General features: G+C 40.6%; 15 protein-coding genes. 4 read left to right on the top strand and 11 right to left on the bottom strand.

Annotation, left to right across the window (positions count from 1 at the left end; genetic code table 11):
* Window positions 1-15: 15 nt before the first annotated feature.
* From C7972_RS02065 to C7972_RS02050, 4 genes are all read right to left on the bottom strand, one after another.
* Window positions 16-876 carry an SGNH/GDSL hydrolase family protein gene (locus tag C7972_RS02065; protein WP_110354532.1) on the bottom strand — a complete coding sequence of 287 codons (861 nt, stop codon included), beginning with the start codon at window positions 874-876 and terminating at the stop codon, window positions 16-18.
* Window positions 877-1,392: 516 nt separating this feature from the next.
* Window positions 1,393-2,034: a hypothetical protein gene (locus C7972_RS02060; RefSeq protein ID WP_110354531.1), complete on the bottom strand. Its 642-nt coding sequence runs from the start codon at window positions 2,032-2,034 to the stop codon at window positions 1,393-1,395.
* Between the two features lie 142 nt (window positions 2,035-2,176).
* Entirely contained in the window at window positions 2,177-2,551 is a 375-nt protein-coding gene (locus C7972_RS02055; RefSeq protein ID WP_110354530.1) for a DUF779 domain-containing protein, read from the bottom strand.
* 17 nt (window positions 2,552-2,568) lie between these two features.
* A complete protein-coding gene (locus C7972_RS02050) occupies window positions 2,569-4,092 on the bottom strand; it encodes an aldehyde dehydrogenase family protein (RefSeq protein ID WP_110354529.1) in 1,524 nt (507 codons plus the stop codon).
* A 245-nt stretch (window positions 4,093-4,337) separates the two neighbouring features.
* On the opposite strand from C7972_RS02050, the gene C7972_RS02045 reads away from it, so the two are divergent.
* Window positions 4,338-5,255: an AraC family transcriptional regulator gene (locus C7972_RS02045; protein WP_110354528.1), complete on the top strand. Its 918-nt coding sequence runs from the start codon at window positions 4,338-4,340 to the stop codon at window positions 5,253-5,255.
* A gap of 22 nt (window positions 5,256-5,277) precedes the next feature.
* Here C7972_RS02045 and C7972_RS02040 read toward each other — a convergent pair whose 3' ends face one another.
* The 4 genes from C7972_RS02040 to C7972_RS02025 form a co-directional block, all read right to left on the bottom strand.
* Window positions 5,278-6,342, bottom strand: a complete 1,065-nt coding sequence (locus C7972_RS02040) for a dipeptidase (RefSeq protein WP_110354527.1) — start codon at window positions 6,340-6,342, stop codon at window positions 5,278-5,280.
* Window positions 6,343-6,405: 63 nt separating this feature from the next.
* Window positions 6,406-7,515: a D-TA family PLP-dependent enzyme gene (locus tag C7972_RS02035; protein WP_110354526.1), complete on the bottom strand. Its 1,110-nt coding sequence runs from the start codon at window positions 7,513-7,515 to the stop codon at window positions 6,406-6,408.
* A gap of 19 nt (window positions 7,516-7,534) precedes the next feature.
* The gene (locus C7972_RS02030; protein WP_110354525.1) at window positions 7,535-7,999 is read right to left on the bottom strand and encodes a RidA family protein; all 465 of its coding nucleotides are present in this window, start codon (window positions 7,997-7,999) and stop codon (window positions 7,535-7,537) included.
* Window positions 8,000-8,013: 14 nt separating this feature from the next.
* Window positions 8,014-9,330, bottom strand: a complete 1,317-nt coding sequence (locus tag C7972_RS02025) for a gluconate:H+ symporter (protein ID WP_110354524.1) — start codon at window positions 9,328-9,330, stop codon at window positions 8,014-8,016.
* Between the two features lie 541 nt (window positions 9,331-9,871).
* Here C7972_RS02025 and C7972_RS02020 point away from each other — a divergent pair.
* The 3 genes from C7972_RS02020 (at window position 9,872) to C7972_RS02010 (ending at window position 11,808) form a co-directional block, all read left to right on the top strand.
* Entirely contained in the window at window positions 9,872-10,627 is a 756-nt protein-coding gene (locus C7972_RS02020) for a slipin family protein (RefSeq protein ID WP_110354523.1), read from the top strand.
* Window positions 10,628-10,688: 61 nt separating this feature from the next.
* On the top strand, window positions 10,689-11,252 hold the full coding sequence (locus C7972_RS02015; RefSeq protein ID WP_110354522.1) for a DNA-3-methyladenine glycosylase I: 564 nt from the start codon (window positions 10,689-10,691) through the stop codon (window positions 11,250-11,252).
* Window positions 11,242-11,808 (top strand): hypothetical protein, encoded by a 567-nt coding sequence (locus C7972_RS02010; RefSeq protein WP_110354521.1) that lies wholly within the window; start codon window positions 11,242-11,244, stop codon window positions 11,806-11,808. Before C7972_RS02015 ends, C7972_RS02010 begins: the two co-directional genes overlap by 11 nt.
* A gap of 23 nt (window positions 11,809-11,831) precedes the next feature.
* On the opposite strand, the gene aat is transcribed toward C7972_RS02010, so the two are convergent.
* From aat to C7972_RS01995, 3 genes are all read right to left on the bottom strand, one after another.
* Window positions 11,832-12,467 carry a leucyl/phenylalanyl-tRNA--protein transferase gene (gene aat, locus C7972_RS02005; protein ID WP_110354520.1) on the bottom strand — a complete coding sequence of 212 codons (636 nt, stop codon included), beginning with the start codon at window positions 12,465-12,467 and terminating at the stop codon, window positions 11,832-11,834.
* A gap of 132 nt (window positions 12,468-12,599) precedes the next feature.
* Window positions 12,600-12,977, bottom strand: a complete 378-nt coding sequence (locus tag C7972_RS02000; protein ID WP_110354519.1) for a DUF3127 domain-containing protein — start codon at window positions 12,975-12,977, stop codon at window positions 12,600-12,602.
* Window positions 12,978-13,175: 198 nt separating this feature from the next.
* On the bottom strand, window positions 13,176-14,066 hold the full coding sequence (locus C7972_RS01995; RefSeq protein WP_375334777.1) for a flavin reductase family protein: 891 nt from the start codon (window positions 14,064-14,066) through the stop codon (window positions 13,176-13,178).
* Between the last annotated feature and the right edge of the window lie 90 nt (window positions 14,067-14,156).

Below are 14,156 nucleotides of genomic sequence, written 5' to 3'. Positions count from 1 at the left end.
GGTTGGGAATTATCATTAATCAAAGATAGGAAGTACAACTGGGTATAGTTTATCCACAAATCGCTTATAAGTTTCGCCTGATGGATGCAGGCCATCCCCTGCTACTAAATTGGGATTGGACAATCCATTTCGTGTTATATCCGTAATATTAATAAATGACACCCCCATTTGAAGGGCCGTTGCTTCCGCAAAGGCATTGTATTCATCAATTTCTTTGGAAATTTTGTCAGTATTTCTGCCTTCCCCAAAAGGGGTATAGGCATAATCCGGAACGGAGACAACTACAACATTTTTTGGATTGCCATAGGCCAAAGCCATTGCAGCTTCCAATAATAAAGGAAACTCTTGGGTATATACCCTAAATGGCTTGCCTTGATATTGGTTATTGACCCCAATTAAAAGGGTTACCAAATCATAGGAAGGCATTTGGGCTCCCTTCTTAACTGCATCCAGTAAATTATCCGTGCGCCATCCGGTGACGGCAATAATCTCTGTATTGACCTTAACCTTAAGTCCCTCCTCCAATCTAGTCTTTAACTGAATGGGGAAGCTTACAGCACTTTCTACACTTGCGCCAATGGTATAGCTATCTCCCAAGGCCAAATAGTTATAAATGTCCCATTTATTTAAATGAGGTCCAGGCATATCATCAGGGACGGCAACAGAGGACCCAGGTTCCATTAGCAGGTCTATGGAGGGCCCATCGGTAGGCATGTCCCTTTCTTGGGAACAACTGAAGAAAATTATGGCAAATAAAAATAGTAAACTACCTCGGGGCAAGCCCGCGAGGCATTCGTAGGAAACGATCTTTAATTTTCCAGGCAAGCCTCGGGGTATTATACCCTTTGGCGGTGCCAATAAAGTCAACCACATCATTCAGTTTTTACATTGTTTAGAAAAAAAATGGCACTGAGGTTTTCAGTAATTCGAACAACCCAAATTCGTTATAATCCCGCGGCCTCCATCCCAAAAAAACTGGAATGGGTTTAAAAGGGTAGATGCAGTAAAGTCACCGGACCATTAAGTTGGAAGGTCAATAAAAGGTATTAAACCTCTGGGCAAGCCTGTCTGCCGACAAAGGCAGGCCTGTCTGCCGACAAAGGCAGGCCCTGAACCCAATAATGGGAATCGACCCTAGGGTCGAGGTATGGAACATAGATCCCGCCAAAAAAGGCGGGATTAGTTCAATTTGCAATTTTAAGTGCGTCTTACCGACTTCACAAAATTGAGTTTCACTAATAAAATACCAATTTAAAACGGTGGAATCAGTTCTTGTTCCGTTTATAATCCCTAAGCATCCTTAAGGTATACGGGATTAAAATAAGCAAGAGGTTAATAATCAACAAATAGTAATATCCTTTCATATGGGCCAGTGTTTGATAATCCTATGGGTTATTCCTTTATGATTATTATGGTGGCTTTGGACCCAGTAGATAAATTCCACATATTGGAATGTATCATTTTACCTTCATCATCATATACATTAACTTGCGCCGTATTGGGTCCTGAAGTACCTTGGTTCAATGCCTCGAAATCTATTCTATTAAAACCCTTCTGTAAATCGAGATTAATTCCTTTAAAGGATCCGGTTAAAAAAATATTGGGTTCCACCACCTTATCGTTGAGCAATATTCTTACCCTATCACCATCAACATATTCATGGTCCCGGCAAACAATACCTACGAACTTGCCATTGCTTTTAATATCCCCCAAATACATATTCCCAAAAAACGTAGAAGAGCCTTCCTTTTCCTTTTCACCAATTTTGGGATCTATTTTTAGACCATAACCAGCCTGTACCAGTTCCCGATCCGGGAGCATCTTAATATTTCTAGCGGTAAGGGAGTCCCTGAGATTGGTAGTGGGCTTTAAGGTAATAATGGACGGCATTTTCAAAGCTGTCCCCTGATTTGGATTTTCCCTAACCCCTTTGTCCCCTTCTATTTTAAGTGGATTGGTGGTGGGAAGATCTGTTTGGGACATACCCAACTGCGAAATTAAAAATAGAATGCAATATATATATACTATTCTCATATAACGATTTAAGGTACTTATCAGTTACAAAAATATCAAATACCTTGCCATGTGTCACTAAATTGCTGTTAAATTCATAGTATAATAAAAAACCGGTTTAAGTAACCCTTAAACCGGCATTTACATTTTTTGGAAGTTATCCCTAATTGGCAACCGTATCTACTGACTCCAATTGGGCAAGCTCGTCCTCCGTAAATAAACGGGACATCGTAACGAATCGCAATCCCAGCGGTATTTCCAAGGAAAAACTTGAGCCACGGCCCTTGGTGACATCTATCGTCAATTGGGTATGTTTCCAATATTCAAATTGATCCTTGGACATATAAAAAGGACAGTTTGCAATAGCCCCCAAACAAACATCGGTTTCATTTAGCATTAATTCCCCTTTTGAAAAACACATGGGCGATGACCCATCGCAACAACCTCCACTTTGATGGAACATGAGCTCACCATGTTGGGACTTTAGTTGCTCCAATACCTGCCTTGCCCTATCTGAAATCGATACCCTATTTACCATATCCTTCTACTAATTTCTTAAAAGAATCCAAGTGCTTTTTTATCGTATGAAATAAGCATGTTTTTGGTCTGCCTGTAGTGGTTCAACATCATTTTATGGGTTTCCCGACCAATTCCCGATTTCTTATAACCACCAAAAGGGGCATGTGCTGGATAGGTATGATAGCTATTTACCCATACCCTTCCGGCTTTGATGGCTCTTGCTACCTTATAAGCTTGGTGGGTGTCCCTTGTCCATACGCCAGCTCCCAGTCCATATAAGGTGTCATTGGCTATCTCAATGGCCTCGGCCTCATCCTTAAAGGTTGTTAGGCACACCACAGGACCAAAGATCTCTTCCTGAAAGACCCTCATTTTATTGTTTCCCTTTAAAATGGTAGGTTGAATGTAGTAACCCCCTTCCAAACCTTCATTATAGGCCGCATTACCCCCTGTAAGTACTTCACAACCCTCCTCTTTTCCAATTTTGATATAATTCAGAATTTTTTCATATTGATCATTGGAAGCTTGGGCCCCCATCATGGTTTCAGGATCTAGCGGATGTCCCAACCTTATTTTGTTGGTCCGTGCCACAACCCGCTCAATAAATTTATCATAAATACTTTCCTGTACCAATATACGTGATGGTGAGGTACACACTTCACCTTGATTGAAGGCAAACATTGCGGCTCCCTCCAAACATTTATCGAAGAATTCATCATCTGCCTCCATAATACTTTCAAAAAACACATTGGGCGATTTACCCCCCAATTCCAAAGTAACAGGGATTATGTTTTTGGAGGCATACTGCATAATAAGTTGCCCAGTCGTTGTCTCGCCTGTAAAAGCAATCTTATTAATTCTAGGGTTGGAAGCCAAGGGTTTTCCCGCCTCAATTCCAAATCCGTTTACCACATTAAGAACACCTGCCGGCAATACATTTTCTATTAGCTCCATTAACACTAAAATACCCACTGGGGTTTGTTCTGCCGGTTTCAAAACTACACAGTTTCCTGCTGCCAGTGCAGGTGCCACCTTCCAAGCGGCCATAAGTAGTGGAAAGTTCCAAGGTATAATTTGCCCAACTACCCCTAAAGGCTCCGGAATGTTTAGCGAAACCGTATTGGCATCCAGCTCACTGGCAGTACCTTCCTCCGCTCTTATGACCCCTGCAAAATATCTGAAATGATCTATGGCCAAAGGTAGATCGGCTGCCATGGTTTCCCTGATGGGCTTACCATTATCCCAGGTTTCGGCCCGTGCCAAAACTTCCAAATTTTGCTCCATAATATCCGCAATCTTCAATAACAAATTGCTCCTGGACGCCGCTGAGGAGTTGTTCCATTCCGGGGCTATAGCCCATGCTGCATCCAATGCCAGTTCAATATCCTCTGCAGTGGATCGTGCTATTTTCGTAAAACTATTGCCATCCACAGGTGAAATATTATCAAAATACTCCCCTTTGGTGGGCGACACCCATTTACCCCCAATGAAGTTTTCATACTGACTTTTAAATACTGGTCTTTCAACCCTATTCTGTGTTGTGGTCTTTACATTTCCCATGATAATATTTTTAATTAACAATGATTATTATTTCGCCAATCGTTGTTGGCAGTGCCATATTTTGAGCTAAGTGGCTTGTTTTCAAATGTATGAAGCGCTTTTGTTAAAATCCTGAACCATTCTATCAATATCATGAACTATCCTATCAATAATTGACTATATCCCAATTTGGTGGGATTAATTTTGTATTTTTATTAAAATAGCCTCATTGAATCACAATTAATGACAATTTAAACAAGTCAGGAATGCAGCTGTCCAACGCGTACTTTAATAATAGGAGATTGGAAACTTTGGTCGAGAATCAAACCACTTATACCTTGAACAATGCTGCCATGCACGTTTTTGAAACCCATCAGCAGGCGGAACAGGTATTGCTCCAGTTTGACCAGCCCGTCTTGGCAAGTATGTTAAGCGGCAAGAAAATTATGCACCTCAGGGACCATGAGTCATTTAACTTCTTACCCGGTGAGTCGCTTATACTCCCTTCCAAAGAAGTAATGTGCATTGACTTTCCCGAAGCAAAGGCTACGAACCCTACCCGTTGTCTCGCCATGGCCATTTCTGAAGATAAAATTATGCAGATGCTGAGGGTAATGAATGAAACCATGCCCAAAATGGATGGCAAGGAATGGGCTTTGATGGATTATAATTTTCATTTCACCAATGATATAGGCCTCTATCAAATTTTACAGCGGTTGCTCTTTCTATTTACAGAGAACCATCCGTCCAAAGACCTTTTTGTGGACAATATGCTAAGTGAATTGATCGTGCGGATATTACAGAGCAATGAGCGCAAAATTTACACGGAACAAACACTGGAGATCAGCAACAATAGTAGGTTAGGATATATAGTCTCCTTTATAAGGGAAAACATATACCAGCCCCTAAGTATTGAAACATTGAGCAAAAAGGCCCATATGAGCGAGTCGCATTTTTACAGGGTCTTTAAAAATGAACTTGGCATTTCCCCTGTAGAATTTATTAATAATGAACGAATTAAACTGGCGGTTAGCCTTTTACAGGATCCAAAACGCACTATAAAAGAAGTATTCTTGGAGTGCGGCTTTGAAAGTAGATCATATTTTAACCGCGTATTTAAGAGAAAAAAAAATGTGTCCCCAGGTGAATATCAGGCCAATGTGGTTCGAAAAAAGAGCTATTAAACTTAACAAAACCACCAGTTAATCAGCCCCACACCTTTCTTAAAAACCGAATAAAATTATTGCTCATTATATTTTCAATATCCATTTCCGAATACCCCTTTCCCAATAGTAGTCCAGGGATCTTCTGAAGGTCTGCGATGGTATTTAGGTCGGTAGGACATTGCTCTTTTCCAAAGCCTCCATCCAGATCTGTCCCAATACCAACGTGCAGGGAATTACCGGCCAACTGACAAATATGGTCTATGTTGTTGACCATTTGATCCAAAGTAACACCCATTTCTTTTGGGGTGGAAATACCCCTCACCCAATTGGGGACCATCATCCAGGCATCCAGGGCCATTCCAATAACGCCTTCCCTACCAATAAGTTCCATTAATTGTTCATCTGAAAATTGTCTGTTATGGTCTACAAATTTTCTGCAATTGTTGTGGCTTGCCCATACCGGACCATTGTAAACCTTCATTGTTTCCCAAAAACTAAGATCGCATAAATGGGTAGCATCCAAAATTAGGTTCAATCGCTCTATTTCTTTTAATAGCGCCTTACCTTTATGTCCAATGCCCCCTACCGAATCGGTACCATGGGCATAGGTCCCCGGTCCATAATGTGCGGGGCCAATAGCCCTGAGTCCCTGTTCGTAGGAACGTTCCAAATGGTCCAAGGTAATTATGGAATCGGCTCCTTCCAAACTAAGTATATAGCCAATGGGATTTTTGCCTTTGTCCGTCTTCCATAAATCCAAATGCGCCTCCAGCTCGGCCAAATTCCTAATTTGGACCATTTCCCCTACTTCCTCCATAGCCCTGTACCAAGCCAACTGTCCCTGGGTCTGTGCCCAGGCCTGATGGGGAGAGTTCCATCCGGGCATGGAGTTTTCCTTCTTTACATATCTTGCTATTTGGGTGGCCACGCACAATCCAATATTTCCATTGCGCATAGCATCTAAAGACACTGTATTTTTCGCTCTGTCCGGTTTATCGGTCATGCCCTTTTCACTCTCCCTAATATCGGCTACACTATTTGTTAGATCCCTGTTCCATTCAAGGGCGTTCATAGCCAGATCCAAATGGGCATCAAATACGAACATATTTTAAAATTTATCCCAACTGTAGGCCCAACCTATAATTATTGGGCCTTTTATAGGAGCGGTTTATATATTAATTCTAAGATTTCTTGCGGCGATCTGCCAGGCACCGGTTATGCTTCCTTCAACAACGGTCAGCACTTCCTTATATTTAGCTACGGTTGGACAAATATGTACCGGTATAGCATAGGTGACACCCCCTACTTTAAAAATTTCATCATTGGGGCACTGTACGATCAAATGCTCTTCGCTCTGCCCTATCTGGGTACAACCTTCCCCTTCCAATAACAGCACCCTTGGAAAATTCATCTCTGAAGCCAGGTGTTTATGTCCCAAATCGAAACAGACTAATTTAATGTTTGGCTTGCTGATAACCCTCGTGATTAAAACAGCGGCCGGAAGAAACTTCATGTCCTTATAGGAGGCATTATACCCAGCATCCCATAAAAGTGTAGTTCCCGGGCTAGTTTCCACCCCTTCTCGTTTTAAATGAATGGGAAAGGTTGGCGTACCACCGGCCACAATGGTAGGAATGGAGTAACCTTGTGCCTCCAAAGAACTTTTCAAATCAAAAACCACTTCGAAGTCTTCATTGCATTTCTTCTCCCTTTCAAGCAGGTCTTTATTGAGGATATGCCCATCGTATACATGTAATCCCAAGGCCTGCAAGTTTGGTTCGTCATAAATTTTTTTATACAATTCCACAGCATCCGCATTGGGCGGAATACCCGATCTGTTCATTCCATTGTTTATATCCAACCAAAGTGAAACCCGGATACCTTTGGCCCTGGCGGTTTCAGCAATTTTTTCAACCATTTGGGCATTATCGACAATTGCAGAAAAAGTACTGTTGGGAAATTCCGACATTAGGCTAAAAAATCGGTTTATATTGGGACCTACCGGTTGTAAAGCAAGTAGTACGTCCGCTGCACCACAATGTCCCAAGAGTTCGGCCTCGGCAATAGTAGCACATTTAAATTTTTTAATGCCATGCTTTAACTGTAGCTGAACGATCTCTGCCGTTTTATGTGTTTTTATATGTGGTCTTAGGTTGCGGGTACCACCGGCCATGGCTATCATGGTCTTTATATTTTTTTCTATCCGATCCGGATAAACCAAAAGGGCAGGGGTAACTATATCCGCCGGGTCCGTAATTCTATACCATTCCTTGTTCATACCAGCATTGTATTTAACATCAATGAAGCTCAAACATAGCCTCAACCTCTACGGGTATATTATCGGGTAGCATCATCCCGACAGCACTGCGCACGCCAATGCCATTTTCCTTCCCGAAAACATCGGCCATCAATTCACTAAAGCCATTTATTACAAAGGGTTGTTTTGCAAAATCCGGGGTTGAATTTACCATTCCCAATACCTTTACTACCCGTTTTATTTTGTCCAAACTGCCAAAATGTGTCATAATCGTTGAGAGCATAGTAAGGCCTACCTGCCTCGCAGCCAGTTTTGCCTCATCGGCATTCATATCAAAACCAGCTACCCCGATCATTAAGGAACCATCATTTTGTATTGGGCCCTGTCCCGAAACATATAAAAACTTATCTACCACCAAAATAGGTCTATATACTCCGGCCGGTTTCGGGGCTGGAGGAAAAACCAATCCCAATTCCTTAATTCTTTCTGTGGTTGTACTACTCATAAATAATTTTTGGATTAAACAAACAAACTTAAAATCATCACGCCTATCAACCCCATTACTCCCACAGTGGTTTCCATAACCGTCCATGTTTTTAGGGTGTCCTTTATGGATAGGTTAAAATATTCCTTGAACAACCAGAATCCCCCATCATTTACATGGGAAAGCATTAAACTCCCGGACCCAATGGCGAGCACCATTAATTCCGGACTTACCCCTGTAGTGCTTATCAGTGGCATTACTATACCTGCAGTGGTTAATCCGGCAACGGTTGCCGAACCCACACATACCCTAATAACGGTGGCCACAAACCAGGCCAACAAGAGTGGCGATACACTGGAGTCCTTTAAACTTTCTGCTATATATAAACTTACACCACTGTCTATTAAAACCTCCTTTAGCGCTCCTGCTCCTGCGATTATTAGAAGTACCATGGTAATTCCAGAAATAGAGCTGGACATAGACCCCATAATGTCGGCCATCCGTTTGCCCCTGGCCAAGCCCAAGGTATAAATTGCCACCAATACGGAAATCAACATTGCTATTACAGGATTTCCCAAAAAGTTTACAAAAGGCATAAATCCATAATCCTTAGGAAATAATAGATCTGCTATGGTGGAAAACATTATTAAAATAATGGGGAGCAAGGCCGTAAAAATACTGATGTTTATCCCTGGCATTTCCTCTTCAGTTAAAACTGTGGGGTTAACAAAATCCTTTAAGGGAGTGGCCTTGACATTTTTAATGGTACGCGAAAACCATGGTCCGGCAACCGTAATGGCCGGGATAGCAATGATAATACCGTATAAAAGTGTTTTTCCCAAATCGGCATTGAACATAGCGGTTATGGCCGTTGGGGCAGGGTGTGGCGGGAGATAGCCATGTGTTACGGACAAGGAAGCTATCATTGGTAGGCCCACATACAAAAGTGGCAATCCAGTAGAGGCCGTAATCGTAAAAATCAAAGGGATCAATATCACAAAGCCAACCTCATAGAACAATGGAATACCCACAATAAATCCGGTAAGCACCAAAGCCCATTGAATATTTTTAATCCCAAATTTGGCCACCAATTTGGTCGTTATCTGTTGGGCTGCCCCGCTATCTGCCACCAGCTTGCCCAACATGGCTCCCAACCCCAAAATCATTACCAAGAAACCAAGGGTATTGCCTATTCCATGTTCAATGGATTTTACCACCTGGTCCAAATCCATTCCTTCCGCCATTCCCACGGCAAGAGATACAATTATAAATGCTATAAAGGCATTCAGTTTAAATTTGGCAATGAGTAAAAAGAGGAGTATTAATCCGAGTACAACTATAAGTAAAGGCATAGTAATGGTTTGGCGGTTAATTGTATACAATTCCTAAATATACTATATCATCCAAAAAAATTAATGTCCTTTTTGATAATTAATTAAAACTTATACAAAAATCCTATAGAATAGGTATTGTACAAATCCGAAAAACTAAAGAATTTTGTTCCTTTTGATAGGTTTTGTGAACATTTAACTGCTGTCATTTCCAAAAGCAATCCCGGTAACCCGTACAAGACTACCCGTATTACCTAAAACAACGGGGCTTACCAGAAGATAGAAGGCAATATCGTAGTTTCAAGTATACCTGAGCACTATAAATAATGTTCCAAAAAAGAAGAACTAGGTACAACCTTTATTTGCAAATCAATTTTAGGAAACTATTATTTTCACCTGCCCCGTAATTTTCGTAACTTTCAGTAAATCTGCCCCTTACAGAATTGGAGTTTTATAATCTTTTTCTGATGTTGACAATGGACCGAGAAATAAGCAACTAATTTTCCATTCCGTCCGAATACTTTTTTTAAGAGTTAATTACAAATTTTAATCCACGATAATCATGGCACCACCTTTCATTCTCAGTATTATTACCGTACTATTCCTATTGGCCGGCATACGGGTAGTCTTCGAATACAAAAGAGCATTAAAATTTAGGTTTGGCAAATATGTAAAGACCTTACAACCTGGTTTCAGGTGGATTATTCCCATAGTGGAGACCATACAGGTTGTGGATATACGGGTAATCACGATCAATATTGTTTCCCAGGAAGTAATGACCGAGGACAATGTTCCCTGTAGCATAGATGGAGTTGTTTTCTTTAAAATAAAAAATCCTGAAAAAGCTGTTTTGGAAGTGGAGGAATACCGCTTTGCCATTACCCAATTGGCCCAAGCCGCCTTAAGGGATGTTTGTGGTAAGGTTGAACTGGACACTATCCTTTCCAAACGTGAGGAAATGGGAAAAAACATCAAGGCCATTGTTGAATTGGAGACTAAGGAATGGGGCATTGAAATTATCGATGTTAAAATCAAGGACATTCAACTACCGGAAAACATGAAGCGTATGATGGCCAACCAAGCAGAAGCCGAAAGGTCCCGTAGGGCGCGAATTATCCTGGCCCTTGCCGAGGAACAGGCAGCGGGCAAATTATTGGAAGCAGGTAAATTGATCGATCAATCGCCTTCCGCCATAAAGCTAAGGTTATACCAAACCCTTTCCAATATAGCGGCAGAAAAGAATTCCACCATCCTATTTCCCTTCCCGGAAGAGGTTTTGCCAAGAAACCCAGTAAAAAAATCCAAAAACAAAAAGTAGGTAAATCCCATTATTAAAATCAAGGTTTCTTTATCTTTAAAAAAAAGTTTGAATATTAAAAATGGAAAAACATAGATGTGGCTGGTGTAAGGGCGATGCCCTATACGAAAAGTACCACGACGAAGAATGGGGAGTCCCTATAAAGGATGATGAACTGTTATTTGAATTTTTGATCTTGGAAACCTTCCAGGCAGGATTAAGCTGGATTACCATTTTGAGAAAAAGGGAAAATTTCAGACAGGCGTTTGATCATTTTGATTACAAAAAAATAGCTAAATACGGGGAATCCAAAATTGACTCCTTGTTGCAGGATACCGGGATAATCAGGAACAAGCTGAAGATAAAGGCCACTATTACCAACGCCCAGGCATATATAGCCCTTCAAAAGGAATTTGGTAGTTTTAGTAATTATATCTGGGGATTTGTCAACGGCCAACCCATTAAGAACAGTCATAGGGACTATAAAAATGCCCCGGCCAATACCCCTTTGTCCGATGCCATAAGTAAAGATTTAAAAAAACGCGGTTTCAAATTTGTTGGGAGTACCGTAATTTATGCCCATATGCAGGCCACCGGTATGGTAAATGACCATGAGATAAATTGTTTTAGATATAATGAAGTATAGCTATATTGCCTTGGTGTTGTTAATGATGCTCGGCCCAACATGTTTTTCCCAAACAAAATTGGAACGGGAGCATCGCATAAAAAAATCACAATTTCCTTCCATAAACAAGGACAACCTACCCATGGAGAGTGCCAGATACATAAGGTACTATCGAGAAGTTGATTCTTCCAAGATTACCTATATCCTAAAATTTAGGATAAAAAAAATGAACTATCATATCGATTTCAACGAAAAGGGAGCCATTCAAAATACGGGGTTCACAGTTAAGGAAGTTGATATCCCAACGGATACATATGCCCATATAGACTCATATTTAAGGGAGAATTTTAAAAACATTAGAATTAAATATATCCAACAACGTTACCCGGGAACCTCAAAAAATATACTGAAAAATACTTTTCAAAACTTGATATTGCCCAGCAACACTTATAGACTTATGTTTCGTGGAAAAAAAGTGGATAAAAAAGAAGACTTTATAGCAATTTTCGATGCCGAGGGAAATTTAACAAATATTGCAGTTGCCTTACCTGCCAACTATGACCGCGTTTTATATTGAAAGCGTAAAAAGTAATTTACAGACTAACCTTTTAAAATTTTGATGAATTGCTTTCTAGGGATTTCTTTTGCGCCAAGACTTTCCAAATGGGTAGTGTACACCTGACAGTCGATTAACCTATACTCCTTTTGCTGCAACTCTTTGGCCAGACATATAAAAGCGTATTTGGAAGCGTTACTGGTTTTGCTGAACATACTTTCCCCACAAAATACGTTTCCAAGGTCTATTCCATAAAGCCCTCCTACCAAAAGATCGTTTTCCCATACTTCCATAGACTTTGCAATTCCCATTTGATATAAGCGCAAGTATGCGCTTTTCATTTCCGGGGTTATCCAAGTTCCTTCCTGACCTTTGCGTTTTATAGCAGAGCAGGAATCAATAACCTTTTCAAATTGGGTATTCCATGAAATTGTAAATCTATTGGATTTTATAACCTGCCGCATACTTTTAGAAATCCTAATTTCGTTTGGAAAAAGTACCATCCGAGGATCTGGACTCCACCAAAGAATCATGGAATCTTCATTGAACCATGGAAATATCCCATTCCGATATGCCAAGAGCAATCGCTCCGGGGACAAATCGCCCCCCACTGCCAACAATCCGTCATCATCGGCATTTTCTACATCGGGAAACAGTAAGCGATGATTAAGGAAAAACATTTTGAAATTGATTTATAGCCCTAAAATTAAGAAAACCCATTCGGTTACAAACTGAATAGGTTTTCCTTATATTGAAAATACACCCTCCAAAAAAAGGGTGCATTTCTGCTGCACATAATTTTTAGGCCCTAATTAGAAAGGCAAATCGTCATGATCATCGTTATTTACATCATCCGCTGGTTCAAAAGCTTCCATTGGCGGCACAGGAGGCATTCCAGGAGCATTTGCTTCATCCTGTAAACTTTCTATTCTCCAACCTTGTATGGAATTGAAATATTTGGTCTCCCCCTGTGGGTTCACCCATTCCCGACCTCTCAGATTAATACTTATTTTTACCGCTTGGCCAGCTGCATAATTATTTAAAAGGTCGCATTTATCCTGTACAAACTCCACCATTATATGTTGTGGATACTGCTCCTCCGTAGTCACCACTACTTCCCTCTTTCTAAATCCGTTGCTCCCAAAGGTTTGGGTCTCACCTACCATTTTAATTTTCCCTTGTACTTCCATTTTGCTATTTATATAATTCTACTTTCAATTCTTTTCTTGTCAATATTAAGCATTTTGATCAGGAACACCTAAAACAAAATATCACATCTTCGTTATTAGCGGTTATGCTCTTAAAATATTACTTGTCCTCAATCTACTTTGCTTCCCACAATTACTTCAATAAAACAAATAAATGATAAAAATCCAATATTAATTCTACTATGAGGGTATCTCCGCCAATAAAACCTTCCATGCAGAAAGCACATCCTTAGCCTTTAACAGCTCTTGGGCCTTTGTATGGAGCAACCTTATATTACCCGAACTCAGAATAGACCTTAAATTCACGTTATTATCAACGTACTGTCCCACCTCCTCCCGGGATGGTAATTTTTCTATATTGCCCAACATTCCCAAATCATTGCCAGTAAGTACATTGCTCAACCGAATATGTTCAGGGATTTGGTCAACGCCAATTCCCAAGTTGGAAACTGGTTTGGGCACTTCAAACAACCCCATATTGGCCCTGCTGTACCAATTGCCCCCCATCCGGGCTACTTGATCTATCTTATATTGATCAATGACCCCATTTTCATCCAAGATATCGGCATCTATATGTATTTTTAGCACTTCCGAAAAAATTAGATTACCTGCACCGCCCTCGTTTCCCAGAGGTTCCACTTTAATTACCTTGCACTCAAACTGCACTGGTGATTCAGCCACCCTAAAAGGTTTTACCAAATCTGAAGGCAACATGCTTAGACCGGACTTGATAAATTCGTTCTCGCCCTCCTTGTACTCCGTACTTGCCAGAGACATTTGTTGCACCATGTCATAGTTCACTACATTTATGACCACCTCCATATTGTTCAACACATTCTCCAAGGTATGTTTAGTGCTATTGTCCCTGACCCTTCGGGAGGGAGAAAAAATCAAAATAGGCGGATTGGAACCAAAGACATTAAAAAAACTAAAGGGGGATAAATTAGGTCTCCCTTTACCATCAACGGTACTGGCAAAAGCAATAGGCCTTGGCCCAACACTACCCAATAAATACCCATGCAATCTAACTGTGGATACTTCTGAAACCGTGATGGAAACCATTTTTTTCATAGCATGCAAAGGTACATAAAATGTAGGCAAAATGAAATAAAGAGGGAGATATCAAAATAGAATATCTTTGTCCAAATTACGTTATATTTA

The sequence above is a fragment of the Arenibacter sp. ARW7G5Y1 genome (assembly GCF_003201775.1).
Lineage (GTDB): Bacteria > Bacteroidota > Bacteroidia > Flavobacteriales > Flavobacteriaceae > Arenibacter.
This window is presented reverse-complemented; position numbering and strand designations above follow the sequence as displayed.

Excerpts from the sequence above, each read along its gene's own strand:
- C7972_RS02065 (WP_110354532.1), bottom strand. The coding sequence starts at position 876 with ATGATGTGGTTGACTTTATTGGCACCGCCAAAGGGTATAATACCCCGA.
- C7972_RS02060 (WP_110354531.1), bottom strand. The coding sequence starts at position 2,034 with ATGAGAATAGTATATATATATTGCATTCTATTTTTAATTTCGCAGTTG.
- C7972_RS02055 (WP_110354530.1), bottom strand. The coding sequence starts at position 2,551 with ATGGTAAATAGGGTATCGATTTCAGATAGGGCAAGGCAGGTATTGGAG.
- C7972_RS02050 (WP_110354529.1), bottom strand. The coding sequence starts at position 4,092 with ATGGGAAATGTAAAGACCACAACACAGAATAGGGTTGAAAGACCAGTA.
- C7972_RS02045 (WP_110354528.1), top strand. The coding sequence starts at position 4,338 with ATGCAGCTGTCCAACGCGTACTTTAATAATAGGAGATTGGAAACTTTG.
- C7972_RS02040 (WP_110354527.1), bottom strand. The coding sequence starts at position 6,342 with ATGTTCGTATTTGATGCCCATTTGGATCTGGCTATGAACGCCCTTGAA.
- C7972_RS02035 (WP_110354526.1), bottom strand. The coding sequence starts at position 7,515 with ATGAACAAGGAATGGTATAGAATTACGGACCCGGCGGATATAGTTACC.
- C7972_RS02030 (WP_110354525.1), bottom strand. The coding sequence starts at position 7,999 with ATGAGTAGTACAACCACAGAAAGAATTAAGGAATTGGGATTGGTTTTT.
- C7972_RS02025 (WP_110354524.1), bottom strand. The coding sequence starts at position 9,330 with ATGCCTTTACTTATAGTTGTACTCGGATTAATACTCCTCTTTTTACTC.
- C7972_RS02020 (WP_110354523.1), top strand. The coding sequence starts at position 9,872 with ATGGCACCACCTTTCATTCTCAGTATTATTACCGTACTATTCCTATTG.
- C7972_RS02015 (WP_110354522.1), top strand. The coding sequence starts at position 10,689 with ATGGAAAAACATAGATGTGGCTGGTGTAAGGGCGATGCCCTATACGAA.
- C7972_RS02010 (WP_110354521.1), top strand. The coding sequence starts at position 11,242 with ATGAAGTATAGCTATATTGCCTTGGTGTTGTTAATGATGCTCGGCCCA.
- aat (WP_110354520.1), bottom strand. The coding sequence starts at position 12,467 with ATGTTTTTCCTTAATCATCGCTTACTGTTTCCCGATGTAGAAAATGCC.
- C7972_RS02000 (WP_110354519.1), bottom strand. The coding sequence starts at position 12,977 with ATGGAAGTACAAGGGAAAATTAAAATGGTAGGTGAGACCCAAACCTTT.
- C7972_RS01995 (WP_375334777.1), bottom strand. The coding sequence starts at position 14,066 with ATGAAAAAAATGGTTTCCATCACGGTTTCAGAAGTATCCACAGTTAGA.